A 25,673-nucleotide genomic window follows, 5' to 3' on the forward strand; every position below is an offset into this window, starting at 1 on the left:
GCGACGCCAGTGGTAGGCCCACCCGTCTCCCGGCCGCCGCCCCTTATGGCGTCGCTGCGCGACACTGTGGTCATTCTTCGGTGCCTTCCAATCTCAGAACGCTGGTCACGGATGTGACGGATGCCATTTCCGCCAGGGCGGCCACGGTGTCCGCGAGCGCCGACTCCACGGCGTGGTGGGTCACCACGACCAGGCGCGCACCCGAGCCGTGCCCTTCTTGACGGACGGTCGAGATGCTCACCCCATGTGCGGCGAATTCGCCCGCCACCGCGGCCAGGACCCCAGGACGGTCTTCGACCTGGAGGTTCACGTGATAGCGGGTGGGCGTGTCGCCGATCGGCGCGATCGGTAGCTCAGCATAAACCGATTCGCCAGGAGCGCGACCCCCGAAGAACTTGTTCCGTGCCGCCATCACCAGATCGCCGAGCACGGCCGACGCGGTCGGGGCCCCGCCCGCTCCCTGTCCGTAGAACATCAACCGCCCGGCGTTCTCCGCCTCGACGACGACCGCGTTGAACGCGCCGGTCACCGCGGCAAGGGGGTGCTTGCGGGGAATGAGCGCCGGGTAGACGCGTACCGAGACGCGCTCCTTGCCGCCGTCTTCCGGCCCCGGCTCGCCGGGGCCCGCGTCCACACGCTCGCAGATCGCCAGCAGCTTCACCGTGCAGTCCAGCGCCGAGGCGGTCTCGAAATCCTCAGCGGAGATCCGCGAGATGCCCTCGCGGTACACGTCGGCGGCGGTGACCCGGGTGTGGAACGCCAGCGAGGCGAGTATCGCGGCCTTCGCCGCGGCGTCGTAACCCTCCACGTCGGCGGTCGGATCGGCCTCCGCGTAGCCGAGCCGGGTCGCTTCGGCCAGCGTCTCCGAGTAGTCGGCGCCGGTCTCGTCCATCCCGGAGAGGATGAAGTTGGTGGTTCCGTTGACGATGCCGACGATCCGGTTCACCCGGTCGCCCGCGAGCGACTGGATCAGCGGCCGCACCACGGGGATGGCGCCCGCGACCGCGGCTTCGAAGTACAGGTCGGCGCGGCTGCGTTCGGCGGCCGCGGCGAGTTCGCCGGTGTAGTCGGCCAGCAGCGCCTTGTTCGCGGTCACCACGGATTTGCCCGCGTTCAGCGCGGCCAGGATCAACCGCCGCGGCGGGTCGATGCCGCCGATCACCTCGACCACCAGGTCGACGTCGTCGCGGGCGACGAGTGCGTCGGCGTCGGTGGTCAGCAGGTCCGCGGGGATGCCGCGGTCGGCGGCGAGATCGCGCACGGCCACGCCGCGTAGCACCACCGGGGCGCCGACGCGAGACCGCAGGTCCTCGACGTGCTCACGCAGGATGCGCACGACCTCGGTGCCGACATTGCCCATGCCCAGGACCGCGACCCCGATCGGGCGATCGGGCCCCCAGACGCCGTTCTTCGCGTTCGCCGTCGTCACGCTTCCACCTCCAAGCTGAGCAGGTCCGCCACCGTCTCCCGGCGCAGGATCAGGCGCGACTGTCCGTCCCGCACCGCGACGACCGCGGGGCGGGTCAACTGGTTGTACCGGCTGGACATCGAGTAGCAGTACGCGCCGGTGGCGGCGACGGCGACCAGGTCGCCGGGGCCGACGTCGGCGGGCATCCAGGTGTCGCGAATGACGATATCGCCGCTCTCGCAATGCTTTCCGACGACGCGCGCGACCACCGGCCCGGCCTGCGACGACCGCGAGACCAGGCGGCAATCGTAGTCGGCCTGATACAGCGCGGGCCGGATGTTGTCACTCATACCGCCGTCGACGCTCACGTAGCGGCGGCGCAGACCGCCGTCCAGCGAGACGTCCTTGATGGTGCCCACTTCGTAGAGCGTCACCGTGCCGGGACCGGCGATGGCGCGTCCGGGCTCCACCGCGATCACCGGCGTGGGCAGGCCCGCGCGTTCGGCTTCGGCGGCGACCAGTTCGCGCAGGTTCGCGGCGAAGCGGTCCAGCGGCGGCGGGTCGTCCGACGGCAGATACGAAATCCCCAGTCCGCCCCCGAGGTCCAGCGTCGCGATCTGCGCGGTGCGCTCGACGCCGAACTTGTCGACGGCCTCGCGCAGCAGGCCGAGCATGCGCCGCGCGGCGATCTCGAAGCCGTCGATCTCGAAGATCTGCGAGCCGATGTGGCTGTGCAGGCCGACCAAGCGCAGATTGTCGGCATCGAAGACGCGCGCGAGCGCCTCCATCGCGTCGCCGCCCGCGATCGAGAAGCCGAACTTCTGATCCTCGTGCGCGGTCGAGATGTACTCGTGGGTATGGGCTTCCACACCGACGGTAACCCGGACCAGTACGTCCTGCACCACGCCCGCGCGGCCCGCGACGGCTTCCAGGCGGTCGATCTCGATCAGCGAGTCGACCACGACGTGACCGACCCCCGCGGACACCGCGGCTTCCAGTTCCAAGACCGATTTATTGTTGCCGTGCAAGGCGATTCGCTCCGCGGGGAAGCCCGCGTGCAGTGCGACGGCGAGTTCGCCGCCGGAGCACACGTCCAGCGAGAGACCCTCGTCCCGGATCCAGCGGGCGACCTCGCCGCACAGGAATGCCTTGGAGGCGTAGTGGACTCGCGCGTTCGACCCGAAGGCGCGCACCATATCGCGGCAACGGGAACGGAAGTCGTCCTCGTCGACCACGAACAGCGGGGTGCCGAACTGCGCGGCCAGCTCGTGCACCGGCACGCCCGCCAAGCGGACGACGCCGTCTTCGTCACGGACGCAGTTGCGCGGCCAGACGTTCGCGGGCAGGTCGATCATCTGCTTCGGATCGCTCGGACGCTCCGGCAGGTTCGGCGCGTGCGGGATCTCGGCATGCCGGGGACCGGCCGGGTGCGCGCTCATTTCCGCCTCTCGCTGACACTCGGCTCCGGCGCTGTCGCGCAGGCGGTAGCGATGGTTCGCTCGCTCACTGATGCTTCCTTCCTCGCTCTGGTCGACAGGCCGTCACATGCGCTCCGGCGCGCTGACGCCGAGCAGGCCCAAGCCGTTGGCCAAGACCTGGCGCGTAGCGGTGACCAAAGCGAGCCGGGCGGCGTTCGTCGGTGAGACGGGGTCGTCACCCAGCGGCAGGACGCGCAGGTTCTTGTTGGTCTGGAAACGGTGGTACGCGCCGGCCAGCTCCTCGAGGTAGCGGGCCACCCGGTGCGGTTCACGCAGGCTCGCCGCACTGGCCACCACGCGCGGGTACTCGCCGAGGGTGCGGATCAGCTCGCCCTCTTCCTCCGCCGAGAGCAGCGCGAGGTCAGGGGTGACGGAGGCGTAGTCGAACTCGGCGGCGTTGCGCGCGATGGAGGCGGTGCGCGCGTGTGCGTACTGCACGTAGTAGACCGGGTTCTCGTTGCTCTGGCTGGCCCACAGGTTCAGGTCGATGTCGATGCTCGAGTTCACCGACGAACGCACCAGCGAGTACCGGGCCGCGTCCACACCGATCGCCTCGACCAGGTCGTCGAGCGTCACCACGGTGCCCGCCCGCTTGCTCATCTTCACCGCGACGCCGTCGCGCAGCAGATTCACCATCTGCCCGATCAGCACCTCGACGGTCGCCGGGTCGTCGCCGAACGCGGCCGCGGCGGCCTTCAGTCTGCCGATGTAGCCGTGGTGGTCGGCGCCGAGCATGTAGATGCACAGGTCGAAGCCGCGTGAGCGCTTGTCCTGGAAGTAGGCGATGTCACCTGCGATGTAGGCGGCCTTGCCGTCGCTCTTGATGACCACCCGGTCCTGATCGTCACCGTATTCCGAGCTGGCGATCCACCAGGCCCCGTCCTTCTCGTACAGGTCGCCGGAGTTCTTCAGCCGCTCCACGGCCTTCTCGACCGCGCCGGAGGCGAACAGCGAGCTCTCGTTGAAGTAGACGTCGAAGTCGGTGCCGAACTCGTGCAGCGATTCCCTGATGTGCGCGAACATCAACTCGACGCCCTCGGCGCGGAACAGCTCCAGGCGCTCGGCCTCCGGCTTGCTCAGCACGTCGGGGTGGGCGGCGACGATCTTGTCGGCGATCTCGGCGATGTAGGCGCCCGCGTAACCGTTCTCCGGAGTCGGCGCGCCGGTGGCGGCCGCGACCAGCGAGGCGGCGAACCGATCGATCTGCGCGCCGTGGTCGTTGAAGTAGTACTCGCGCACCACGTCGGCGCCCTGCGCGGCCAGGATCCGGCCCAGCGCGTCACCGACCGAGGCCCAGCGGGTGCCGCCCAGATGTACCGGGCCGGTCGGGTTGGCGGAGACGAACTCCAGGTTGATCCGGGTGCCCTTCAGCGCCTCGGCGGTGCCGTACGCGGCACCCGCGGCGAGCACCCGCTCGATGATCGCACCCTGCGCGGAAGCCGCGAGGCGGATGTTGAGAAAGCCGGGTCCGGCGACCTCGGCGGCGGCGACGCCGTCCGCGTCGGACAGTGCGTCGGCCAGCCAGGTGGCCAGGTCACGCGGCTTGGTTCCGGCGCGCTTGGCCACCTGCATCGCGACATTCGTGGCATAGTCGCCGTGTTCCGGATTACGGGGACGCTCCACAGTGACCTCGTCGGGCAGGACCGCAGGGTCCAGTCCACGTTCGACGAGCACCTTCGCCGCGGCGGAGCGAAGGAGATCTGCAAGGTCAGCTGGAGTCACGAGTCTCTATCCTATGGTCTTGGCGGGTGTACACCACGGGGTGGGCACTGCGCAGCCAGCGGATCCATCCACGTCGAAAGAGCACACTGAGCGATGCCTAGCAGTCCCAGCGCCAAATCGGCCAAGGCCGCCAAGGCCGCGGCGAAGTTGTCGGGTCCCCGCAAGCGGGGCAGACAAGGACAGCTTCCGAAGAAGACGCGCCACATCCCCTGGCCGGCCATCGGCGCGGCCGTAGTAATCATCGCATTGATCGGCGCACTGGCTTACAACCTGGTCCCCAAGTACCGGGAAAAGGCCGACCTGGACAAGTACACGCCCAGCGCGCAGAAGAAGGACCCGTCCGAGGGGATCGCGGGCGTGGTGAAGAAGGAATACCCCGCCGGGCTGCACATCGGCGCGAACCAGCGCGTGGCCTACGACCAGGCGCCGCCCTTCGGCGGCCCACACGACCAGTCGTGGGCGACCTGCACCGGCGTGGTCTACAGCAAGCCGATCCGGGTGGAGAACGCGGTGCACTCGCTCGAGCACGGCGCGGTGTGGATCACCTACAACCCGGACAAGGTGAACGCCGACGGCATCGAGAAGCTGAAGTCGAAGGTCGAGGGCAAGCCGTACACGATGATGTCGCCCTACCCCGGTCAAGACACCGCGGTGTCGCTGCAGTCCTGGGGCCACCAGTTGAAACTCGACAGCGCGGACGACAAGCGCGTCGGCCAGTTCATCACCGCGCTGCGGCTGAACAACTACACCTACCCCGAAGTGGGTGCGGACTGCTCGACCATCGTCTTCGACACCGACAACCCGCCGCCGTTCGATCCGACGCCGCCCGGGCCGGACGCGGTGCCGATGGACGGCAGAGGTCTGCAGCCGGATCCGTCCGAGGTCGGCGGTCTGCCTGGTGTGCCCGGTGTGCCCGGTCTCCCCGGTGTGCCCGGCGCTCCGGCGCCGACGCAGCCGGCGCCCGGCCAGCCCGCACCCGGCGCGGGGCAGTAGTGTCCGACGATCGCGAAGCGCCCGTGTCCGGCAAGCGCGAAACGCCTGCCGGGTCCGATGTCGGTGCGGCTCCTGCCGGGTCCGAGAACCACGAAGCCGCAGCCGACCCCGGGGACGGCGAAGTTTCTGTCAGACCAGACGGCCCCGAATCAGCCGAGTCCGACGACCCCGAAGCCGCAGCCGAGTCCGACGGAGCCGAAGCGACAGCCAGGCCCGACAACCTTGCAGCCACGAGATCCGGCGCCCCGGCAGCACTTGGATCCAGCAATCGCGAAGCCTCGGCCACGCCCGACGACCGCGACATGGCGGCCGACTCCGGCCTGGGCGGCCAGTTCCGCCGTCAGCGCACCGCACTGCTGATCCTGGGCATCATCGGCGCCATCCTGATCGGCTTCGCGATCGGTGTGCTGGCGCGGATTCCGCTGGACGGTGCCACGGAGCCGGATCCGGGCCCGGTCGACGTCGGATTCAGCCAGGACATGTCGGCGCATCACGCCCAAGCCGTCGAAATGGCGGGCGTGGTGCTGGTGCGATCGACCGACACCGACGTCCGCCGCCTCGCCTACGACATCCTGACCACCCAGCAGAGCCAGATCGGGCGCATGCAGGGCTGGTTGCAGCTGTGGAACGAGCCCGCGCAGGGTGTGGACGGTTTCATGGGCTGGATGACCGAGCCGATGGGCGGACACGACCACACCGGGACGAACGAGCCTCACCACTCCGGCCCGATGGCCGCCATGCCGGGCATGGCGACCCCCGCCGAACTCGCCGCGCTGCGCCAGGCCACCAGCCCCACCCTCGACACCATGTTCCTGCAGCTCATGCTGCGCCACCACGAGGGCGGACTGCCGATGATGGACTACGCCGCCCAGCACGCCGCCACCACGGCGGTGCGCACGCTCGCGGAAACCATGGCCACAACCCAACGCGGTGAATCCGAGCTGATGACCACCATGCTCAGAACCCGCGGCGCCGCCCCCCTTCGCTGACACGAAAACCCCGCCGCCGTCCGCGCTTTTTGGCGGACGGCGGCCGATACGATAGGCTGACCCAGCCCGATCGGACCGCCTTCCCGGCCCCGACCGAGTCCTATCCCGCCCTCGTAGCTCAGGGGATAGAGCGTCTGCCTCCGGAGCAGAAGGCCGCAGGTTCGAATCCTGCCGAGGGCACGCAGAAGAACGGCCCCTGACCAGCTAGCCTCTGGCCAGGGGCCGTTCTCGTCAACCAGTTCAGCCGCGTCGATGACACGAGATGACACAGCCTCACCCAAGTCTTCGTCACCTCCCGCAGCGCTTCGTCCTGAGACCGTGTCTTACGTGGTTGTGATTCGTATGCGTGGTGGCGGAATCGGCTGTGCTGCACGATGACTGGTCGTGGTCGACGAGTTGTCCAGGGGTCTGGTGCCTGGCGGCGGGTGGATGTTCAGCGGGTGGGGATGAGCAGGTGATGGTTGTAGCCGGTGACCAGCGTGCCCCAGGGAGCGATCGAGAGTTGTGCGGAGATGGAGGGCGGTGGGTCCGGCCGCGTGACGAGCGTGGCTGTGACCGGAACATCGATCAGCGGTCGGTCTCCCGCGGGCGTGGGAGCGGGCCCGGCCAGCACGGTGGGTTGACCGCTGGCGAGGTCGTAGGCGACGATCCAGTTCCGATCCGCGGCACCGACGGTGACGAGTAGCGCGTTGCCACTGATCCAGGCCGGGCCGGACGGCGGAATTGTCCCGGAGATCCGCGGCGGCGCCGGCAGCGGCGCCGTCCACAGCTCGTGCCCGTCAGGCCCGGTCAGATGGGCGGTGTTGCCGGTGACCGTCAAAAGATAGCCGCGCGTCAGCGGATACCCGCCCGGGGCGTCGGCTCCGGTGTTGTCGCCGAGTTTCTGGGCGCCGAGCGGTCGGCCGGTGCGTGCATCCAGAATGTCGAGGTTGCGGGTTCGAGAGCTGGACCCGGCATCCCTTCGCAGGACCGTAGCGACGGGGTCGGTGGGATCGTCGGGGACGTTCGGGAGAGTCAGATGTTCGTGGGGAACCGATGTGCGGGTCCACAGCACCCGTCCCGATTCGGGGTCCAACGCGCCGACGATTCTCGGCTCATAGATCGCGGCGGTCTTCGATGTCGCGCAGCTGAACTGCACCGCGCCGGCTCGCACGGTCCACACGAGTTTTCCGTAGATGACCAGGCCGGGTGTGCAACCGAGGTCTTCGGCTTGGACCGTCCACATCGGGGCCCCGGTGCGGGGGTTGTTGCGCGTCAATCGTTCCGGACTGGGCTGGTTCGGGTCGGAATATTCCGACCAGCCCTGCTGCTGGTCCGGCACCTTTCCGATGTCGCGGCTCCATAGTTCCTGCCCGGTGTCGGCGGCATAGGCGTGCACCCGGCTCTCAGCGCAGGAGTCGTTGTCGCAGTATGGGTTGGTCCACCGGACCACAAGGACGCGGCTCGCGTCGGCGGTGCTCACAACGGGCTGCAGCGCTGGACGGCGGACGTACCAGCGAGTCGCTCCGGTACGCGGATCCATAACGGTCAACTGGCCGACGTGCGTGGTGTACAGACCGTAGGCGGTCACGCCGATGCTGTCGGGACCGCCGACATGGTGGGCGAGGGTGATCCGGGTGAGATCCAGCACCGGGGCCGCCGATGTGGGCTCGGGCAGCGCGGCCGCGGTGACCGTGGAGCCGACCACTCCGGCGGGTTTCGCGCTGACGACAGCGACCACCACGCACACCAGTGCCGCCGCCACCGCGAACGCTCCCGTGCCGACCGCATGAGCAACGCCGGACCGCTCGTCGTCCTTCACGTCTGCGCGAATGGCCTCCGACAGCGTGATGACGGTCGTCAGCGCCGCGACGCCGAGCAGCACTCCGGCGACCAGCCACAGCATCAGCAATCCGTATCGGGGCGAGGATGGCAACTCCTCGAACGGGATATAACCGCTGCTGTCCAGCACGCCCCACACAACCAGCAGCACTGTGATCGCCGCCGCCCACACCACGACACCGACGATCACCGCGGCCGCCGAATTCTGCCAGCCCCGTCGGCGCGAGCTTTCCACCACACGCCACAGCCGCCAACCGCCGATCGCCGCCGCGATCGCGATGATCAGGAATAGCGTTGCGGTGCTGCGAAACCGGGTGCCGTCCCACACGTGCCGGAAGTGCACGACTCCCTGGATCCTGGTGGGGACATCCATGACCTCGACCTTGGCGACGAGCCACCCCAAGGCTGCCAGCAACAACAAGCCGTCGCGTGCTCGCGCTGCTAACCATAGAGTCCTGGACTGCATCTCACTCCCCGTTGATTCTGCGTCCTGTCGTCATGCCAAGACCCCACCGACCTCAGCAGCCGGGAGGGTCGAGACACCCGGCAGCATCGCACATGCCACCCCACCATGCACCAGCTCCGTTCGACGGTCCACTCGCGGTGAGGGCTCAATACTGGGAAGCCGTAGCCCGACGACGACAAATGGCGAGTGGCACACCTCGAGCGGGCTACCTCACGCTTGCCTCAGCCATGTACCACTCGCCTACGTATCCGGTTCGAATTCCTTGCAATTGCCGCTGATCGAACCCCTACTGCGAACATCGGACACCCGGCATCCGCCAGCGCATACGATATCCACCGCGTGGCACACTGCGTCCCGACACCGGCGCGGCCGGTACCGCAGCGGGCATACGCCTACTTCCTGAGCACGGGAGCGTGAACAGTTTTGGCTGATGTCGGGGCTCGGCGTGGGACGGTACGGCGATGGGCCGCGGCGGGGGTTCTCGTCACCCTCGTCGCGGTACTCGGGATCGTGTTGCTGCCGAGGATCACCGGGGATCGGCCACCGTTCGATCCGGGCTCGGTTCCGGGGACTCAAGTCGTCTGGGTGACGGCGGCGGCGGGCGCGGACCGTGGGACGTTGGAACTGTGGCAGCGAGATCGATTTCGGCGCTGGGGGCGCACCTTGGCGGTACCGGCCTGGGTCGGGGCGGCCGGGATCTCGCGGGAGGCCAGAGAAGGCGCCGCGTACACGCCGGAAGGAACTTTCGCGTTGACCGAAGGTTTCGGCCGGTTGCCCGGCGTGGGCGCGAAGCTTCCCTATCTGTCGGTGGACGCGTCCAATACCTGGTGGTGGGTCTCCGACACGGAAAGCCCGCTCTACAACCAGAAATTCCAGTGCGCCGAAGGCGACTGCCCGTTCGAGACCACCCGCAGCGAGAATCTCGGGCGAACCGATCCGCAGTACAACTACGCGCTGGTCATCGACTACAACCGGTTCCCCGTGGTGCCGAATCAAGGCTCGGCCTTCTTCGTCCACGTCGACGTCGGCAGGCCGACCGCGGGCTGTGTCGCGGTGAGCGACGAGGTCATGCGAACGTTGCTGGCCACCCTCGAGCCGTCGAGGAAACCGGTCATCGGCATGTACGCGAGCTGAATCCACCTGAGCCGACCCGCTTCCCGGCATGGGGAACAGGGACGGGCAGCCGTACCCTGCATGGTCGACACTGGCTCGGGTGGGAGTGCCGCAGTCTCGGTTCACGGTGCCCGCGAGCGCCGAAGTGATTGTTGCTGTTCGCGTGTGACCGACAGTCGGCTTCGAACACGGTGGTTTCGCTCGCTCGACGTTCGAGAGGGTAAGTGGGTCCGCGTCGCCGTATAACCGAAGAAGTCACCGAGCAGCTCACAGAGCTCATCGCACGGACGGCGACCGCCGCTTCGCTTCCTGAGAGAGGCGTGGCCGGTCACCTCCGTACGGGGACTATCGAGAAGCTGCAAGCCGACCGCGAGTATGCCGATGCCATACAGCGTTCGACGCCTCCGGCTGCGGCGCCGGGCGCTTCGAATGCCGGACCGGACTCTTCGGGCAGCGGTACGAATACTCCGCGCGGCCCTCATCCCGATACCGGCTTGGGCCCGGAGGTCGATGAACTGATAGCGGGTTCCCCCTCGATACTCGTCCCGAAGCTCCACGACATCCAGCGAAAGGGATGGCAGATACGTCACGGCCCGCCCGGAAAGAAGGGAAGTTATACGGATAGAACCAATAGAGTCATCACGATAAATCACGACTACAAGGGCAAGGCCGAGACGACAACCGCGGTCCTCGCTCACGAACTGGGGCATGCCCATGGGCCACAGCCACGAACGGTGCCCTATGACGACCAGACCTCACCCGTCCAGTGGGTAGACAGTAACAAGCACTTACGCCTACGAGATGAAGGTCGTGCCCAGTTCACTGCCGTCGGCGGGTTGCGAGAAATATCGCAGACTTACCCCAATCGTCCTCGCATAGCCGTGCCGGGACGGCGAGGTGGACTGTACGAATATGTGTACGATATGCACCTCAACGGCGTCTCCGAGGACGAGGCCATCGACCTCATGGCTCTGGGTTTCGATGGGGAGATCATGAGTACAACCAGGGAAGAATACGGAACCTTCTGGAGGCGACATTTCGAAGAAGAATTCATCGAACAGTACTTGAATTCCCGATTCAAAATGATGCTGGATAACGGATTCCTGAGCCCACGGCAGGCACTGACGGAACAAGAGGCGTTGTGGCACGCGACCCGCAGATCATAAGGAGGAACGTCATCGACGACGACATGTTCTCGATCAGCCGGATTCGTTTACTCGTCGAAAGGGTGGCCTCTTCCGATATCACTCCGGAGACGGTCTCGGAGATATTCGCGGTATCGCTACGCGAAGTCGACAGCGCAAATACCCACGTTCGCGAATTCGAAGGACACCCCGACGCCGGACCGTTCTGCACCGTGTCGCTCCGCATCAGCGGTGCGTCCGCGGTTGATATCGCCGCACTCTTGACTCTCGTTCCTCGGGGAGAGGTTCGACTCACCCAAGCCGACTTGGCCGGTTCCTTCACATTCTCGCGGGAAGGTGTGGAGATCAATCCACATATACCCCCTGAGGGTACGATTTCGTTTCGAGAAATACTTGATGACAGGAGGGTGGTGATCCTCCAGCTCACCTACCGGACACGACTGCTTCGTACGATCGCCATTCACGAGAAAGTCTCGATAAAGCCGGGCGGCGGGTGAGGACTGCGCGGGCCACCCGAAAGAAGGACTCCCGGAAATGGGAGCCCTTTCGGTCGAATGGCGGGATATTCGCGTCTCGGCGCCTACGGCAGGGGTTCGGTGGGCTTGTCGGTGGCAGACAGGACGCCTGCGTCGGCGAGATACGTGAAGACGGGGGCGGTGAGGCCCGGCGGGAGGAAGTAGAAGTGGGTTTTGGTCACGGTGCCGTTCTCGGTGGCATCGCACAGCGCGTGCAGGGCAGTCGGGTCGACGGTGAGCGCGGTCAGTTTGCCCGCCTCGTAGTCCATCTCCACCCACTTCGCGTGGATGGCGGCGCTCATGACGCTGCCGGTGAAGCTCTCCCGGTCGGAGGCGGCGCTGAGGCTCAGCTCCAAGCCGTCGTCCAGGTCGGTCGGCGTGTGCTGCCAGCGGCCGAATTCCCACCAGCGCACGAAGCTGACCGGGCCTTGCACGCCGCCGGGCAGCTTCGCGGTCGGTTCCACCGAGCGCACCCATGCGGGGGCCGCGGCCAGCGGATCGTACGAGGTCCCGGTGACCTCGTTGTCCTCGTCCCTCCCGAATAGCAGCGCGCGCTCGCCGGGATATCTGACCAGCGAGTACCAATTGCCCTCGCCGTCGTCGCTGATCAGCCGGCCGCCCTCCACTGCGGCCGTCTGCCCGATCTCCTGTCCGCCCGCGACCCCATCGGTGTGCGTGGCGAAGGTGATCACGTCCAAGACGGTCACACGTGCCCACAGCACCTCGGGATGCGGCAACTGAAATCCCATGCCGGGCAACGTATCACCGGCCCCTTACTGCGACAACTGGATCGGCGACCGGCCGGACGACCCATTCCGGCCGGGGATTCCGTTCCGGCAAACCGGGGCGAGTAGGGCACTCACAGCGGTCTCACGAAAACAGGCGCGACAGGCAAATCCATGGCAATGAACCCGGCCCCGTTCACATCGCATTCTCGCGCAGCCGATCAGGTGGAATCCGGTCCGGATTGTCCGGTGCGACGCGGGCGCAGCGCGTAGGCCGGGACCAACTGGTCGCGCACGTGCAGATCCGGACGGCCGTCGGCGAACTGGATGCTGTAGGTCACCCGGCCGATCCAGTCCCCGTCGACGGTGGGCAGCCAGTGCGTCAGGGTTCCGGGGCGCTCGCCGCGCATGATGACACCGGCGCCGTTCACGTGCCGCGGGATCCCCGGGTCACGGACCAGGATCGCGTCCAGCCGCACCCAGACCGGCCGCGGCGGGTAGGTCAGGGTCCGGTAGTAGTGGCCGGTCCTGCTCGGGTAGACCAGCTCCGGTTCCGTGCCTTCGGTTCGCGGCGTTTCATCGCTAGTCGAACCCATGTTCGAATATTAGCCAGAGGTGTGCGGCGAGCACCAGGCAACCCGGGTCTCGAATCGGGCATATGACCAAGGCCACCTGAGCCTGTCGCCCGCGCTCGCGGCGATCTAATATGAATGTTCTAGAATGATCATATTAGAAGGAGTCGGAAATGTCGGCGAAGTTCGAAGTTGTCAAGGGTTTCTACGCCGCGACACAGACCGGTGACGGACCGGCGATCCTTGCCCTGCTGCATCCGGAGTTCGAAGCGCGAACCGCCCCAGGCATGCCGTGCGGGGCGGGCGGAGCCTTCCACGGGCCGCTCGCGACGATGACGCGGGTCTGGGGCGCGGTCGACCGGGATTTCGACACCGCGCCGTACGACGAGACGTGGCAGGAGACAACGGACGGCACCGTCGTGGTGACGGGTCACTATCGCGGCACGGCCCGCGCCACCGGCCGCGAGTACGAGGCCGAGTTCGTGCACCTGTGGCAGGTCGACGACGAAGGCCGCATCACGCGACTGCACCAGTACACCGACACCGCACGCTGGCACGCCGCGTTGAACGCCTGACCACGGGACCCGGCCGTCTGCCACCAGGTCGCGGCGACCTTGCGAACGGTCCGGCCGGTTTGGTTTCCGGTCGCCCGGGCACGCCTTTGCCGTAACGATCCTGGCACCGGGGGTAGACCGGAGGACGACATGGCGTATCCGCCGGGCGGGCAACCGCCGGACGATCGACCGCACTACCCGCAACAGCCGTCGCCTGGGTACGGACCACCCGGACCGGGGGTGCCTCCACCCGGCCCGGGTCAGCCGCCACCGGGCTACCCGCCCTGGGGTTATCCCCCGCCACCGCCGAAGAAGAGCAACACCGGATTGATCGCAGGCTTGGTGGTGATAGTCGTGCTGGTGATCACGGGCGCGGTGATCGCGGGTGTGTTGTTGACCTCGCAGGGCAAAGGTCCGCTCGCCTCGAACGAGAAACGGGTCGAGCTGGCGATCCGCGACTTCTACGAGACCCTGGACTCGCGTGGCTTCCGAGCGGCGGCCGAGCTGGCGTGTACGCACGAACGCGCCGCGTTCGAGGCGATGACCGAGAGCGAGAAGATGGAGATCGACAGCACCTCGGTTTCGGTGTCCATCGATAGGATCGAGGACATCGTCGTCTCCGGGGACACCGCGACCGCGAAGGTAACCGGCAAGCTCACCGTCGCGGTGCCCGGCGAGCAGCCCGATACCGAAACCAGCACGACCGAGCACCTGAAGAAGGAAGACGGCAAGTGGAAGGTCTGCTCCGCGGAGGGCACGCGCTGATCGAATGCACGCACGCATGACTTGCTGCGGACCCAACCGCAGAACCGTTCTCGGGGCACTGGGCCTCGCCGCACTGCTCCCCTTCGCCGGTCGCACGAAAAATGCTCGGGCACAGTCGAATTCAGCGATCGCCACGGATCTGGAAGTGGTGACGATCACCGACACCTCGGTGATCCTCACGTGGACCACGCTCGCGCCCGGCGCGGACGGCCGGCTGATCCCCGTCGATGCCGACACCCACGTGCGGATCGGTCCCGCCGACTCACCGCGCACCCCGGCGCCGGTCTTCGCCGACGATCGCCGCACACCGTTCCACCATGCCGAGATCGACGGGCTCGAACCGGGCCGCACCTACCGTTTCGAAGCCTGGTCGGCGGGCCTGCGCGCCGCGCCCGCGCTTTCGCTCACCACGGCCGACCCCGCCGCGCCGGAAGCGCGCGGCGAGTTCACCACACTGGTGCCCCCACCCGGCCGCAGGCTGCGCACCCTGGCACTGGCCAACGACGTGCACTACGGCGAGCAGGTCAGCGGGCTGCTCGTCGGCGAGCTGCCGCCCGGCTTCCGCCAGGGCCCCGGGCTCGCTCCCTATCCCGAGGTGATGCTGGCCGCGGTACTGGAGGATCTACGCCGCCCGGACCGCGGAGCCGAACGACTGCTGCTCGCGGGCGACCTGACCGCCGAAGCCTCCGAGCACGACACCCGCTCCGTGCGGGCCCGCCTCGACGCGTGGGGAGCGCTCGGGCGGGACTACCTGGCCGTGCGCGGCAACCACGACCGGCCGCACGTCGGCGCCGAATACGCCGGTTGCACGCCCGCGCCCACCGACCACCGCGACTGCTGGGCCGACGTCTTCTCCGCACGGCAGCAACTGGTCGAACACGAGGTCGGTGGACTGCGGATACTCGGACTGGACACCAGCATGCTCGACGGGGCGGGCGGGTCCATCGAACGGCCCCAGTTCGATCGCCTCGCCGAACGCCTGCGCGCCGACCCGGACCGGCCGACGCTGCTGTTCGGCCATCACCCGGTCACCGCCGAGTCCGGACTGACCAACCTCGCCGGGCCGGGATTCGTGCTCGATCGACGCGACAGCGACGAGTTGCAGGCGCTCTACGCCCGGTGCCCGGGCGTCTTCCTGCACCACAGCGGCCACACCCACCGCAACCGCCGCACCAGGCCGGACGCGCCGTGCGCGGTGGAGTTCCTCGAAGTCGCCGCGGTCAAGGAGTATCCGGGCGGCTACAGCCTGCTGCGCCTCTACGAAGGCGGCTACATGGTCAATTTCTACAAGACGCGCACCGAGGAAGCGCGGCGCTGGAGCGCGCTCACCCGCGGTGAGTACTTCGGGCTGCTCCCGGATTACACGCTCGGCACCTGCGCCGACCGCAATCACGTTGTGCTGCGCGATTTCTCGGGACTGGCGTAGCGGGCGGGAGACTTCGCCACATCCGGGAACGTTTGCGCACGTAAGACGCGGTATCTTCGTTAGGCAAGCCTCAGCATGCACGAGGGACGCGGTCGGAAGGACGAGAATGAAGTCGGTCAGATGGAAGACGATTGCCGCCGCATCGGCCCTCATGCTGACAGCCCTCGGCCTCACGGCTTGCTCCGATTCCTCCGGCGACGCGAACGAGATCACCGTCTACAACGCGCAGCACGAATCGCTCACCAAGGAGTGGGCCGACGCGTTCACCAAGGAAACCGGCATCAAGGTGACCTTGCGCCAGGGCGGCGACACGGCACTGGGCAATCAACTGGTGGCCGAGGGCGCGGCGTCCCCCGCCGACGTCTTCCTCACCGAGAACTCGCCCGCCATGGCGCTGGTGGAGAACGCGGGCCTGTTCGCCGACGTGGACGCGAAGACCCTGGACCAGGTGCCCGCGCAGTTCCGCCCGTCCACCGGCAAATGGACCGGCGTGGCAGCGCGCTCAACGGTTTTCGTCTACAACAAGAACAAGGTCCAGCCCGGACAGCTGCCTGCCTCGCTGCTCGATCTGGCACAACCGCAGTGGAAGGGCCGCTGGGGCGCGGGCGTGTCCGGCGCCGACTTCCAGGCGATCGTGGCCGCTCTGCTCGCGCAGAAGGGTGAGGACGTCACTCGTGCCTGGCTGAAGGGCATGAAGGAGAACGCGACACCCTTCCCGAACAATGTCGCCACCATGAAGGCGGTCAACTCCGGCGGCCCGGACGGCGGCGTCATCTACCACTACTACTGGTACCGCGACCAGGCGAAGACGAAGGAGAGCAGCGCCGATACCGCCTTGCACTACTTCAAGAACCAGGACCCCGGGGCGTTCGTCAGCGTCTCCGGCGGCGGCGTGCTGAAGGCGAGCAAGAAGCAGGAGGCGGCGCAGAGGTTCCTGGCGTTCATCGTGGGCAAGGCCGGGCAAGAGGTGCTGCGCGACGGCACGTCGATGGAATACCCCGTCGCCGGCGGCGTGGCCGCGAACCCGGCTCTGCCGCCGCTGGCCGAGTTGCAGGCTCCCGCGATCGATCCGTCGAAGCTCGATTCGAAGAAGGTCTCGGCGCTGATGACCGAAGCGGGTCTGCTGTAACCGTGACACTCCGGACCGTTGTCGCCGCGCCCCGGATCGGCAGGCCAGGGCCGGTGGTCACGGGGATCGCGCTGTTGCTGGTGGCGGCGACGTTCGTGCCGCTGGGATACATCGTTTCGACGGTCTGGTCCACCGGCCTCGATCAGGCGGCCGAGCTGGTGTTCCGGCCGAGAGTCGGTGAGTTGCTGGGCAATACGGCGGCCCTGGTGGTGTGCACTGTACCGGTCTGTGTGGCGCTCGGGGTCGGGCTGGCCTGGGTGGTCGAGCGCACCGACGTTCCGGGGAAGTCGTGGTGGGGGCCGGTTTTCGCGGCGCCGCTCGCGGTGCCCGCCTTCGTCAACAGCTACGCCTGGGTCAGCGTCTTCCCGACCATGCACGGCCTGTGGGCCGGCGTGGTGATCTCCACGATGTCCTACTTCCCGCTGGCCTACCTGCCCGCGGCCGCCACGCTGCGCCGCTTGGACCCGGCGGTGGAGGAGTCGGCGCGAGCGCTGGGCTCGGGGCCGGTCGCGGTGTTCGCGCGGGTCGTGCTGCCGCAGTTGCGCTTGGCCGTCCTCGGTGGCGGGTTGCTCATCGCGCTGCATCTGCTCGCCGAGTACGGCGCCTTCGTGATGATCCGGTTCGACACGTTCACCACGGCCATCTTCGAGCAGTACCAGTCCAGCTTCGCCGGTCCGGCGGGCAGCATGCTCGCCGGTGTGCTCGTGCTGTGCTGCCTGGCACTACTCGGGGCCGAGGCCGGGCTGCGCGGCCGGGCCCGCTACGCCCGGATCGGCGGCGGTGCGCCGCGCGCCGCCCCCCGGATCCGATTGGGGCTCGGCACGTTGCCGGTGCTGGTCGCGCTCGTCGCCGTGACGGCGGGCGCCCTCGGCGTGCCGCTGTGGACCATCGGGCGCTGGTTGCGCATCGGCGGAGCGGCGGTGTGGGATCTCACCGACATCGGCGACGCGCTCGGGCAGACGGTCGGCCTCGCGGCCGTCGCCGCGCTGCTCACCACCCTGTGCGCGTTCCCGGTCGCGTGGATCGCGGTGCGTTCCACCTCGACGTTCGCCCGGCTGGTCGAGGGCGCCAACTACATCACCAGTTCGTTGCCCGGCATCGTGATCGCACTGGCCATGGTGACCGTGACCATCCGATGGACGCCCGCGCTCTATCAGACGGTGGGCATGGTGATCGCCGCCTATCTGCTGTTGTTCCTTCCCCGCGCGCTGGTCGGTGTGCGCGCCGGGCTCGCCCAGGTGCCGGTCGGTCTGGAGGAGGCTTCCCGGTCGCTGGGTAAGTCGGGCCCGGCGACGTTCTTCCTCGTCACGCTGCGGCTGACCGCGCCCGCCGCGGCCGCCGCCGCCGCGCTGGTGTTCGTCGCCGTGGCGACCGAACTCACCGCGACGCTGCTGCTGGCGCCCAACGGCACTCGCACGCTGGCGATGCGGTTCTGGGGCCTGTCCGGTGAATTGGACTACGCGGCCGCCGCACCGTACGCCCTGATCATGATCGTCACCGCCGTGCCGGTCACGTACCTGCTGTTCACCAACTCGCGGAAGGCGGCCGGGATATGAGTCGCGTCGCCGTCACCGATGTGTCGAAGACGTTCGGCCACACCCGGGTTCTCGACGGGATCACCCTCGACGTGCCGGACCACACGGCGACCGCCGTGGTCGGGGCGTCCGGGTGCGGCAAGACCACTCTGCTGCGGGTGATCGCCGGATTCGAGTCGCCGGACGCGGGTTCGGTGTCGATCGGAGCGCAGACCGTCGTCGGCGAGCGCGTCGCGGTGCCGCCGCAGCGCCGCAACGTCGGCTACGTCGCCCAGGACGGGGCGCTGTTCCCGCACCTGACCGTCGGCCAGAACATCGCCTACGGACTGCCCGGCCCGCGCCGCCGCAGCCGCGGGCGGGTGCACGAACTGCTGGAGATGGTGTCGCTCGACGCGTCCTACGCCGACCGGCGGCCGCATCAGCTCTCCGGCGGCCAGCAGCAGCGCGTCGCCCTGGCCCGCGCGCTGGCGCGCAAGCCGTCGGTGATGCTGCTGGACGAGCCGTTCAGCGCGCTCGACGCGGGCCTGCGCGCGACGACCAGGCAGGCCGTGGCCGAGACGCTGCGCGAAGCGGGCATGACCAGCATCCTGGTGACCCACGACCAGGAGGAGGCGCTGAGTTTCGCCGAGCAGGTCGCGGTGATGCGCGAGGGACGCTTCACCCAGGTGGGAAAGCCCCAGGAGGTCTACGCCACGCCGAAGGACCTGTTCACCGCCCGATTCCTCGGCGACTGCGTACTACTGGAAGCGGTGGTCGAAGCCGGCGTGGCCAAGTGCGCGCTGGGGCGGATCCCGGTGCAGCGCGATGCCCCGACCGGGACGGTGACCATCATGATGCGGCCGGAACAGATCGTGGCCCAGCCTGTTTCGGAAGGACAGCCGGACAGCGGCCGGGTCCGCGCCGTCGAGTTCCGCGGCGCCGACGTGATCCTGTCGATCGATCTGGACGGCGCCGCCACCCCGGTCCACGTGCGCCGGGCCAGCGTCGACGCCCCGGCCGTCGGCCGGCGCGTGCGCCTGGAAGTGCTCGGCTCGGCAGTGGCGTACGCCGAGCCGGCAAAGAAAGACTGATCGAAGACACCGTCGGCACAGATGCATCCCTGGCGGCATCACGTCCGCTCCAATCAGACCACGCGCCGGCCGGACCAGTACGCCTCGAAGTGTTCGGCTCGGCGGTGACGTGTACCGAGCCGAACACCGAGGACATCCGGAGCGAGCGGCGGGAATTGAACCCGCGTAAACGGCTTTGCAGACCGTTGCCTGAACCACTCAGCCACGCCCGCCTCGCTCTAGATAGTGCCCGCGGCGGTTCGCCCTGCCCAGCGTTACGCTCACCGTGATCCGAAGCCTGGTCGGATGTCCCCGTCCGCGTGCGGCGACATGGAATGATCGGGACATGTCTCGGCCACGCCCGCTTCCGAACGACCCGATCGAGGAGGCCCACCGTCAGTGGGTCGGCCACGGCTGGGGCGATGTCGCCGACGGCATGGCCGCGGTGACGTCGCTGGTGCGGGCGCAGCAGATCGTGATGGCGCGGGTGGACGAGGCGCTCAAACCCACCGGATTGACCTTCTCCCGCTACGAACTGCTCAGGCTGCTCAGTTTCAGCAAGACCGGGGCGTTGCCGATGGCGAAGGCCAGCGCGCGGTTGCAGGTGCACCCCACCAGCGTGACCAACACCGTGGATCGGCTGGAGGCGGCGCAGCTCGTCGAGCGCGTACCGCATCCCAGCGACCGGCGCGCCACCCTGATCGAGATCACCGACGCCGGGCGGGAATTGGTGGCGAAGGCGACCGAGGAACTCAACGCGAAAGTCTTCGCGCGGCCCGGGCTCGCGCCGGAACGGCTGCATACTCTCCTGCAATTGCTCGCCGAATTCCGACACGCAGCGGGCGACTTCGACACGGCGGAGGGAACAGCGCGCTGGTCGGCAACGGCCCCAGAGTGATTCGACGTACCGGTCGGTCGCATACTCGATCGAGCGGAGCATGCGGTGACCTCCGGGCACACCACCGGCGAATTGCCTGGCATGCCGTCTTGGCAGCGGAGGGGAAAGGGTCCACCATGTAAACCATGGTGCTGGTCTTGGGGGTATCGGCGGGCGCTGGCGGCGCCCACGCGATGCTGACACACTCCGATCAGCCACACCTACCCCCGATCGATCGCTGCGAAGTGCCGCGACGAGCCGGCGGTGGTGTCGAGGAACCGGTCTTCCAGGCGATCCGCCGGATGAACGGCGCCGCCGACCGGCGCGACGAGCTGATCTCGGGAACGGCGGTGACCTGCCGCTGTCCGCTGCACGCCGACGCCATCCGCGCCGGCGTGGGCGGACGCGGCGTGACCATCGTCGACGAACCGCTCGCCCAGCTGCGCTATCTGCGCTTCACCGGCCGGCTTCCGGACAGCGGCTCGGTGATCCTCTACGACCTCGGCAGCTCGGGGCTGACCATCACCCATGCCGATTGCCGCACCGACACGATCCTGTCCAGCAAGCGCAGCACAGTACTCGGTGGCGACGGCTACGACGCGTTGTTGCGATGGCGGCTGGCCCGCGACGGCGTACTGGCCGACACGCAGGCCATTCGGCGGCACCGGGAAGAACTGAGCGAGGCCAGGGTGGTCACCGCGATCGACAACGACACCGGAGAACGGGCCGTCGTCACCCGAAGCGACCTGGCCGAGCTGTGCGCGGCGGGCATCCACCACTCCGCGTCGTTCGTGCGCCAGATCATCGACGAGACCGGCGTGCGACCGGAGGCTCTCGTGCTGCTCGGCGGCTGCACCCGAAACCCCGATATTCGCGCCGAACTCACCGAACTGATCGACCTGCCGGTCATCTACGACCCCGAACCCGACTTCGTCTCCGCGCGCGGCGCCTTGCTGCTGGCCGCCGAACGACGGGGCGGCGACGTCCGGATGGCGCGGATGCGAGCCGGAGCCACGCTGGTCCCGGTCACCGTCGACCGGCGCAAGCTCTTCGCGGCGGCCGCGGTCACCGTCGCGCTCGGAGCCACCATCGCAGGCCTGCTCGCCACGGAGAAGGACGCACCCCCGCCGGAAGGAGACAGGGTGTCCACGCCCGCGCAGATCGTCGCGCCCACACCGGGGCCCTTCGGCTGACCCGCGACGGGTGCGCCCGGCCGAACGGATCGGCCGGGCGGTACCGACGTCAGCGGTTGGTGAACTTCGCGGGACGCTTCTCGACGAAGGCGCTCATGCCTTCCTTCTGGTCCTCGATCGCAAACAGCGAGTGGAAGACCCGGCGTTCGAATCGCAGGCCCTCGGCGAGGGTCGTCTCGAACGAGCGGTTCACCGCCTCCTTGGCGATCATCGCGACCGGCAGCGACATCGACGCGATGGTCTCGGCGGCCTCCAGGGCGGTGTCGAGCAGTTGCGCGGCGGGCACGATGCGCGAGACCAGCCCCGCCCGCTCGGCCTCCTCGGCATCCATGTTGCGGCCGGTGAGCACCAGGTCCATGGCCTTGGCCTTGCCGATCGCGCGGGTCAGGCGCTGCGAGCCGCCGATGCCGGGGATGACGCCCAGTTTGATTTCCGGCTGCCCGAACTTCGCGGTGTCGGCCGCGATCAGGATGTCGCAGATCATGGCCAGCTCACAGCCGCCACCCAGCGCGTAGCCCGCGACGGCGGCGATGGTGGGCTTGCGGAACTGCGCCAGCCGATCCCAGCGGGCGAAGAAGTCGTCCATGAACATGTCCATGTACGACTTGGGCTGCATCTCCTTGATGTCGGCGCCCGCCGCGAAAGCCCGCTCCGAGCCGGTGATCACGATGGCCCCGATCTCGTCGTCGTGCTCGAGCTCGTCGAGCGCGGCGATGACGTCATCGAGGACCTGTGCGTTCAGTGCGTTCAGCGCCTTCGGGCGGTTCAGCGTGATCCAGCCGACCCGGCCCTTGCGTTCCAGCAGAATCGTCTCGAACTCACGCCCGCCCGTCGCCCGGCCGTCGCCCCCCACGGAATCGCTCTGCGATGCGTTCATCCCTCATGCACCCTCTTGGTCGGAACGGTTACGGATATCGGTGACGATAGCCGAGAAGTCCCGTCCGGCATCCGTCTGGTTGAAGCGGTCGTAGATCGCGGCGGCGAGCAGACCGAGCTGCCCGTCGACGTTGTTCTCACGCAGTGCGTTCGCGGCCAGACCCAGGTCTTTCGACATCAGCGCCGTTGCGAAACCGGGCTGGTAGTCGTTGTTGGCGGGACTGGCCGGTACCGGGCCGGGTACCGGGCAATAGCTGGTCAGCGCCCAGCTCTGGCCGGAGGCGGTGGAGACCACGTCGAAGAACGACTGATGACTCAGCCCCAGCTTCTCACCCAGCACCAGCGACTCCGACAGCGCGATCATCGAGATGCCGAGCAGCATGTTGTTGCAGATCTTCGCCGCCTGCCCGACACCGGAGCCGCCGCAGTGCACGACCTTGCCGCCCATCACCTCGAGCACTCCGAGCGCGTCGGCGAAGTCCTCGGCGGCGCCGCCGACCATGAAGGTCAGCGTGCCCGCCGCCGCGCCCGCCACGCCGCCGGAAACCGGGGCGTCCAGCGCACGGTGGCCCGCGGCGGTGGCGCGTTCGGCCGCGGCCTTGGCATCGGCCACGTCGATGGTGGAGCAGTCGACGAACAGCGTGCCCGGCGCGGCGACCGGGAGCAGCTCGGCGTACACGTCGAGGACGAGTTTGCCGTTGGGCAGCATGGTGATCACGGTGTCGGCGGCGGCGGCCTCGGTGGCCGAGCCGACCACGATCGCGCCGTCCCGCTCGGCCTGCTCCCGCGCCGCGGGCACCGGGTCGAAGGCGAGCACCTCGTAGCCCGCCCGCACCAGGTTGGCCGCCATCGGCCCGCCCATGTGGCCGAGGCCGAGGAAACCGATTCGCTTGCTCATCACGACACCTCCCGGGTCACCAGACCCAGCTCTCGATCGCCCAACTCGGCGAAGTATGCGTCCACCTGCGCGTCCGTGACCGCCTCCAGGGTCGCGGGCGACCACCGCGGGTCGCGGTCCTTGTCGATGACCTGGGCGCGGATGCCCTCGACCAGATCGTGCGAGGCCAGCGCCGCGATGGACACCCGGTACTCCTCGTTCAGCACCGCCTCCAGGCTCGGCGCGGTGCGCGCCGATCGTAGCGAGCGCAACGTGACCTTCAACGCGACCGGCGATTTCGCCAGGATCTCGGCGGCCGCCGCCTGTGCCCGCGCGGCTTCGTGCGCCTGGAGCCGAGCCACGATCTCCTCGACGGAGTCGGCGCGATAGCAGGCGTCGATCCAGCCCTGCCCGGCCACCAACTCCGATTCCGGTGCGTCCGTGGCGAACTTGGCGATCGCGATGTCGGCGCTCTCCGAGCGCAGCGTCTCCAGCAGCGCGGGCAGATCATCGGAGGCGACGAAGTAGTCCGCGAAGCCCGCCGCGATGGCGTCCCCCGCGTTCATGCGCGCGGTGGTCAGCGCCACGTGCGTGCCGATCTCACCCGGGGTGCGGGCGAGCAGGTAGGTGCCGCCGACGTCCGGGACGAAGCCGATGCCGACCTCGGGCATGCCGATCTTCGACCGCTCGGTGACGATGCGGTGGCTGCCGTGCCCGGAAAGCCCGACGCCGCCGCCCATCACGATGCCGTCCATGATCACCACGTAGGGCTTCGGGTAGCGGCCGATCAGGGCGTTGAGGACGTACTCGTCGCGCCAGAACCGTCCGGTCGCCGAATCCGCGGTGGTGGCACCGCTTTTCGCGTCGGCGTGAATGGCGACGATGTCGCCGCCCGCGCACAGGCCGCGCTCACCCGCGCCGGTGACGACCACGGTGCGCACCGCGTCGTCGTCGGCCCACGTGCGCAGCGCGTCGGTGATGGCAAGGGCCATCGAATGATTCAGCGCGTTGATGGCCTTGGGCCGGTTCAGCGTGATCAGGCCGAGCCCGTCGCGCTGTTCGAGCAAAATCTCTGGTTCGCTCATGCTGTGTCCTTTCTCGCACGAGCGGGGCCCTGCGTGGTCACGCTGCGCTGCCGCCTCCAGGCCTGACCGCTCATGCCGTAACTTCCGGCGGCACGAGCGGGGCCCTGCGTGGTCACGCTGCGCTGCCGCCTCCGGGCCTGACCGCTCATGCCGTAACTTCCGGCGGCACGAGCGGGGCCCTGCGTGGTCACGCTGCGCTGCCGCCTCCGGGCCTGACCGCTCATGCCGCTCCTACCAGTGCGCGGGCGACAACTACCCGCATGATTTCGTTGGTGCCCTCGAGGATCTGGTGCACGCGCAGATCCCGGACGATCTTCTCCAAGCCGTACTCCGACAGGTAGCCGTAGCCGCCGTGCAGTTGCAGGGCCTTGTTGGCCACCTCGAAACCCGCGTCGGTGGCGAAGCGCTTCGCCATCGCGCACAGCTCCACCTTGTCCGGCGCGTCGGCGTCCAGCGCCGACGCGGCGCGCCACAGCAGCGTGCGGGCGGCCTCCAATTCCGTTCGCATATCGGCGAGTTCGAATTGCAGCGCCTGATTGCGCAGCAGCGGTTTGCCGAACGCGTTGCGCTCGGCGAGGTAGGGCACCGTCTTGTCCAGCGCCGCCTGCGCGCCGCCGACCGAGCACGCGGCGATGTTGAGCCTGCCGCCGTTGAGGCCGTTCATCGCGATGCGGAAACCGTCGCCCTCCGCGCCGAGCCGGTTGGCCGCCGGGATGCACGCGTCGGAGAAGATCACCTGACGGGTCGGTTGCGCGTTCCAGCCCATCTTCTTCTCGTTGGCCCCCACGGAGACGCCGGGCGTGTCGGCGGGCACGATGAACGCCGAGATCCCGCGCGCCCCCGCGTCACCGGTCCGCGCCATGACGACGTAGACATCGGTGGCGCCGGCTCCGGAGATGAACTGCTTGACGCCGTTGAAGACGTAGTCGTCGCCGTCGCGGACGGCCCTGGTGCTCAATGCCGCCGCGTCGGAGCCGACACCCGGCTCGGTCAGCGCGTAGCTGGACAGCAGTTCCATCGCGGTCAGCCGCGGCAGCCAGCGGTTGCGCTGGTCGTCGTCGCCGTAGCGGTCGATCATCCACGTCGCCATGTTGTGGATGGAGATGTAGGCGGCGATGGCCGGGCAGCCGGTGGCCAGTTGCTCGAAGATGCGCACGGCGTCGAGCCTGCGCAGCCCCGAACCGCCCACGTCCTCGCGCACGTAGATGCCGCCGAGGCCGAGCGGGCCCGCCTTGCGCAGCACGTCCACGGGGAAATGCTTCTGCTCGTCCCATTCCAGCGCGTTCGGGGCGAGGAATTCGTCGGCGAAGCCGCGCGCGGTGTCGCGGATCGCCTTCTCGTCATCGTCGAGTGTGAACAT

At 68.3% G+C, this 25,673-nt stretch carries 23 protein-coding genes and 2 tRNA genes; 14 read left to right on the forward strand and 11 right to left on the reverse strand.

What is annotated here, in order from left to right; all coding sequences use genetic code 11:
* Nucleotides 1-70: 70 nt before the first annotated feature.
* The 3 genes from K8O92_02590 to argS all read right to left on the reverse strand — a co-directional run bounded on the left by K8O92_02590 (nucleotide 71) and on the right by argS (nucleotide 4,608).
* Nucleotides 71-1,429, reverse strand: coding sequence for a homoserine dehydrogenase (locus K8O92_02590; protein ID UAK32924.1), 1,359 nt, complete (start codon nucleotides 1,427-1,429; stop codon nucleotides 71-73).
* Complete coding sequence (lysA, locus tag K8O92_02595; protein UAK32925.1) at nucleotides 1,426-2,847, reverse strand: diaminopimelate decarboxylase; 1,422 nt, start codon at nucleotides 2,845-2,847, stop codon at nucleotides 1,426-1,428. The genes K8O92_02590 and lysA overlap by 4 nt, the downstream gene beginning before the upstream one ends.
* A 102-nt stretch (nucleotides 2,848-2,949) precedes the next feature.
* A complete protein-coding gene (gene argS / locus K8O92_02600; protein ID UAK32926.1) occupies nucleotides 2,950-4,608 on the reverse strand; it encodes an arginine--tRNA ligase in 1,659 nt (552 codons plus the stop codon).
* 93 nt (nucleotides 4,609-4,701) lie between these two features.
* On the opposite strand from argS, the gene K8O92_02605 reads away from it, so the two are divergent.
* From K8O92_02605 to K8O92_02615, 3 genes are all read left to right on the forward strand, one after another.
* Nucleotides 4,702-5,601 carry a DUF3105 domain-containing protein gene (locus tag K8O92_02605; protein UAK32927.1) on the forward strand — a complete coding sequence of 300 codons (900 nt, stop codon included), beginning with the start codon at nucleotides 4,702-4,704 and terminating at the stop codon, nucleotides 5,599-5,601.
* A 302-nt stretch (nucleotides 5,602-5,903) separates the two neighbouring features.
* Nucleotides 5,904-6,590, forward strand: coding sequence for a DUF305 domain-containing protein (locus K8O92_02610; GenBank protein ID UAK32928.1), 687 nt, complete (start codon nucleotides 5,904-5,906; stop codon nucleotides 6,588-6,590).
* 107 nt (nucleotides 6,591-6,697) lie between these two features.
* A tRNA-Arg gene (locus tag K8O92_02615) sits at nucleotides 6,698-6,770 on the forward strand.
* 253 nt (nucleotides 6,771-7,023) lie between these two features.
* Here K8O92_02615 and K8O92_02620 read toward each other — a convergent pair.
* Nucleotides 7,024-8,877 (reverse strand): PQQ-like beta-propeller repeat protein, encoded by a 1,854-nt coding sequence (locus K8O92_02620; protein UAK32929.1) that lies wholly within the window; start codon nucleotides 8,875-8,877, stop codon nucleotides 7,024-7,026.
* Between the two features lie 423 nt (nucleotides 8,878-9,300).
* On the opposite strand from K8O92_02620, the gene K8O92_02625 reads away from it, so the two are divergent.
* The 3 genes from K8O92_02625 (at nucleotide 9,301) to K8O92_02635 (ending at nucleotide 11,632) form a co-directional block, all read left to right on the forward strand.
* Nucleotides 9,301-10,011 carry a L,D-transpeptidase family protein gene (locus tag K8O92_02625; protein UAK32930.1) on the forward strand — a complete coding sequence of 237 codons (711 nt, stop codon included), beginning with the start codon at nucleotides 9,301-9,303 and terminating at the stop codon, nucleotides 10,009-10,011.
* A gap of 299 nt (nucleotides 10,012-10,310) precedes the next feature.
* On the forward strand, nucleotides 10,311-11,156 hold the full coding sequence (locus tag K8O92_02630; protein ID UAK32931.1) for a hypothetical protein: 846 nt from the start codon (nucleotides 10,311-10,313) through the stop codon (nucleotides 11,154-11,156).
* On the forward strand, nucleotides 11,132-11,632 hold the full coding sequence (locus K8O92_02635) for a hypothetical protein (protein ID UAK32932.1): 501 nt from the start codon (nucleotides 11,132-11,134) through the stop codon (nucleotides 11,630-11,632). The genes K8O92_02630 and K8O92_02635 overlap by 25 nt, the downstream gene beginning before the upstream one ends.
* Nucleotides 11,633-11,715: 83 nt before the next feature.
* On the opposite strand, the gene K8O92_02640 is transcribed toward K8O92_02635, so the two are convergent.
* Complete coding sequence (locus K8O92_02640) at nucleotides 11,716-12,399, reverse strand: hypothetical protein (protein UAK32933.1); 684 nt, start codon at nucleotides 12,397-12,399, stop codon at nucleotides 11,716-11,718.
* Between the two features lie 197 nt (nucleotides 12,400-12,596).
* A complete protein-coding gene (locus K8O92_02645) occupies nucleotides 12,597-12,971 on the reverse strand; it encodes a hypothetical protein (GenBank protein ID UAK32934.1) in 375 nt (124 codons plus the stop codon).
* A 149-nt stretch (nucleotides 12,972-13,120) separates the two neighbouring features.
* Between K8O92_02645 and K8O92_02650 the strand changes: the two genes are divergently transcribed.
* The 6 genes from K8O92_02650 (at nucleotide 13,121) to K8O92_02675 (ending at nucleotide 19,426) form a co-directional block, all read left to right on the forward strand.
* Entirely contained in the window at nucleotides 13,121-13,522 is a 402-nt protein-coding gene (locus K8O92_02650; GenBank protein ID UAK32935.1) for a nuclear transport factor 2 family protein, read from the forward strand.
* A gap of 129 nt (nucleotides 13,523-13,651) precedes the next feature.
* Nucleotides 13,652-14,266, forward strand: a complete 615-nt coding sequence (locus K8O92_02655; protein UAK32936.1) for a nuclear transport factor 2 family protein — start codon at nucleotides 13,652-13,654, stop codon at nucleotides 14,264-14,266.
* 16 nt (nucleotides 14,267-14,282) lie between these two features.
* Entirely contained in the window at nucleotides 14,283-15,692 is a 1,410-nt protein-coding gene (locus K8O92_02660; protein UAK35390.1) for a metallophosphoesterase family protein, read from the forward strand.
* A 106-nt stretch (nucleotides 15,693-15,798) separates the two neighbouring features.
* Complete coding sequence (locus K8O92_02665) at nucleotides 15,799-16,821, forward strand: iron ABC transporter substrate-binding protein (GenBank protein UAK32937.1); 1,023 nt, start codon at nucleotides 15,799-15,801, stop codon at nucleotides 16,819-16,821.
* 2 nt (nucleotides 16,822-16,823) lie between these two features.
* Complete coding sequence (locus tag K8O92_02670) at nucleotides 16,824-18,377, forward strand: iron ABC transporter permease (protein UAK32938.1); 1,554 nt, start codon at nucleotides 16,824-16,826, stop codon at nucleotides 18,375-18,377.
* Entirely contained in the window at nucleotides 18,374-19,426 is a 1,053-nt protein-coding gene (locus K8O92_02675) for an ABC transporter ATP-binding protein (GenBank protein ID UAK32939.1), read from the forward strand. Before K8O92_02670 ends, K8O92_02675 begins: the two co-directional genes overlap by 4 nt.
* 140 nt (nucleotides 19,427-19,566) lie before the next feature.
* Here the strand turns inward: K8O92_02675 and K8O92_02680 are convergent.
* A tRNA-Cys gene (locus tag K8O92_02680) sits at nucleotides 19,567-19,638 on the reverse strand.
* A 113-nt stretch (nucleotides 19,639-19,751) separates the two neighbouring features.
* Here K8O92_02680 and K8O92_02685 point away from each other — a divergent pair.
* Both K8O92_02685 and K8O92_02690 read left to right on the forward strand, forming a co-directional pair.
* Nucleotides 19,752-20,303 carry a MarR family transcriptional regulator gene (locus K8O92_02685; GenBank protein ID UAK32940.1) on the forward strand — a complete coding sequence of 184 codons (552 nt, stop codon included), beginning with the start codon at nucleotides 19,752-19,754 and terminating at the stop codon, nucleotides 20,301-20,303.
* 125 nt (nucleotides 20,304-20,428) lie between these two features.
* Nucleotides 20,429-21,475: an Hsp70 family protein gene (locus tag K8O92_02690; protein UAK32941.1), complete on the forward strand. Its 1,047-nt coding sequence runs from the start codon at nucleotides 20,429-20,431 to the stop codon at nucleotides 21,473-21,475.
* A 49-nt stretch (nucleotides 21,476-21,524) separates the two neighbouring features.
* Here the strand turns inward: K8O92_02690 and K8O92_02695 are convergent, their stop codons facing one another.
* The 4 genes from K8O92_02695 to K8O92_02710 form a co-directional block, all read right to left on the reverse strand.
* Complete coding sequence (locus tag K8O92_02695; GenBank protein ID UAK32942.1) at nucleotides 21,525-22,352, reverse strand: enoyl-CoA hydratase; 828 nt, start codon at nucleotides 22,350-22,352, stop codon at nucleotides 21,525-21,527.
* A gap of 3 nt (nucleotides 22,353-22,355) precedes the next feature.
* On the reverse strand, nucleotides 22,356-23,249 hold the full coding sequence (gene mmsB / locus K8O92_02700; GenBank protein ID UAK32943.1) for a 3-hydroxyisobutyrate dehydrogenase: 894 nt from the start codon (nucleotides 23,247-23,249) through the stop codon (nucleotides 22,356-22,358).
* The gene (locus K8O92_02705) at nucleotides 23,249-24,313 is read right to left on the reverse strand and encodes an enoyl-CoA hydratase/isomerase family protein (GenBank protein UAK32944.1); all 1,065 of its coding nucleotides are present in this window, start codon (nucleotides 24,311-24,313) and stop codon (nucleotides 23,249-23,251) included. Before K8O92_02705 ends, mmsB begins: the two co-directional genes overlap by 1 nt.
* Before the next feature lie 220 nt (nucleotides 24,314-24,533).
* Entirely contained in the window at nucleotides 24,534-25,673 is a 1,140-nt protein-coding gene (locus tag K8O92_02710) for an isobutyryl-CoA dehydrogenase (protein UAK32945.1), read from the reverse strand.

Origin of the sequence: Nocardia asteroides, assembly GCA_019930625.1 — a bacterium.
Lineage (GTDB): Bacteria > Actinomycetota > Actinomycetes > Mycobacteriales > Mycobacteriaceae > Nocardia > Nocardia sputi.

Coding starts and splice junctions, on each gene's coding strand:
- K8O92_02655 (UAK32936.1), top strand. CDS start 13,652: ATGGCGTATCCGCCGGGCGGGCAACCGCCGGACGATCGACCGCACTAC.
- K8O92_02650 (UAK32935.1), top strand. CDS start 13,121: ATGTCGGCGAAGTTCGAAGTTGTCAAGGGTTTCTACGCCGCGACACAG.
- K8O92_02660 (UAK35390.1), top strand. CDS start 14,283: ATGACTTGCTGCGGACCCAACCGCAGAACCGTTCTCGGGGCACTGGGC.
- lysA (UAK32925.1), bottom strand. CDS start 2,847: ATGAGCGCGCACCCGGCCGGTCCCCGGCATGCCGAGATCCCGCACGCG.
- K8O92_02695 (UAK32942.1), bottom strand. CDS start 22,352: ATGAACGCATCGCAGAGCGATTCCGTGGGGGGCGACGGCCGGGCGACG.
- K8O92_02705 (UAK32944.1), bottom strand. CDS start 24,313: ATGAGCGAACCAGAGATTTTGCTCGAACAGCGCGACGGGCTCGGCCTG.
- K8O92_02640 (UAK32933.1), bottom strand. CDS start 12,399: ATGGGATTTCAGTTGCCGCATCCCGAGGTGCTGTGGGCACGTGTGACC.
- K8O92_02620 (UAK32929.1), bottom strand. CDS start 8,877: ATGCAGTCCAGGACTCTATGGTTAGCAGCGCGAGCACGCGACGGCTTG.
- K8O92_02610 (UAK32928.1), top strand. CDS start 5,904: ATGGCGGCCGACTCCGGCCTGGGCGGCCAGTTCCGCCGTCAGCGCACC.
- K8O92_02605 (UAK32927.1), top strand. CDS start 4,702: ATGCCTAGCAGTCCCAGCGCCAAATCGGCCAAGGCCGCCAAGGCCGCG.
- K8O92_02645 (UAK32934.1), bottom strand. CDS start 12,971: ATGGGTTCGACTAGCGATGAAACGCCGCGAACCGAAGGCACGGAACCG.
- K8O92_02665 (UAK32937.1), top strand. CDS start 15,799: ATGAAGTCGGTCAGATGGAAGACGATTGCCGCCGCATCGGCCCTCATG.
- mmsB (UAK32943.1), bottom strand. CDS start 23,249: ATGAGCAAGCGAATCGGTTTCCTCGGCCTCGGCCACATGGGCGGGCCG.
- K8O92_02685 (UAK32940.1), top strand. CDS start 19,752: ATGTCTCGGCCACGCCCGCTTCCGAACGACCCGATCGAGGAGGCCCAC.
- K8O92_02675 (UAK32939.1), top strand. CDS start 18,374: ATGAGTCGCGTCGCCGTCACCGATGTGTCGAAGACGTTCGGCCACACC.
- K8O92_02690 (UAK32941.1), top strand. CDS start 20,429: ATGGTGCTGGTCTTGGGGGTATCGGCGGGCGCTGGCGGCGCCCACGCG.
- K8O92_02710 (UAK32945.1), bottom strand. CDS start 25,673: ATGTTCACACTCGACGATGACGAGAAGGCGATCCGCGACACCGCGCGC.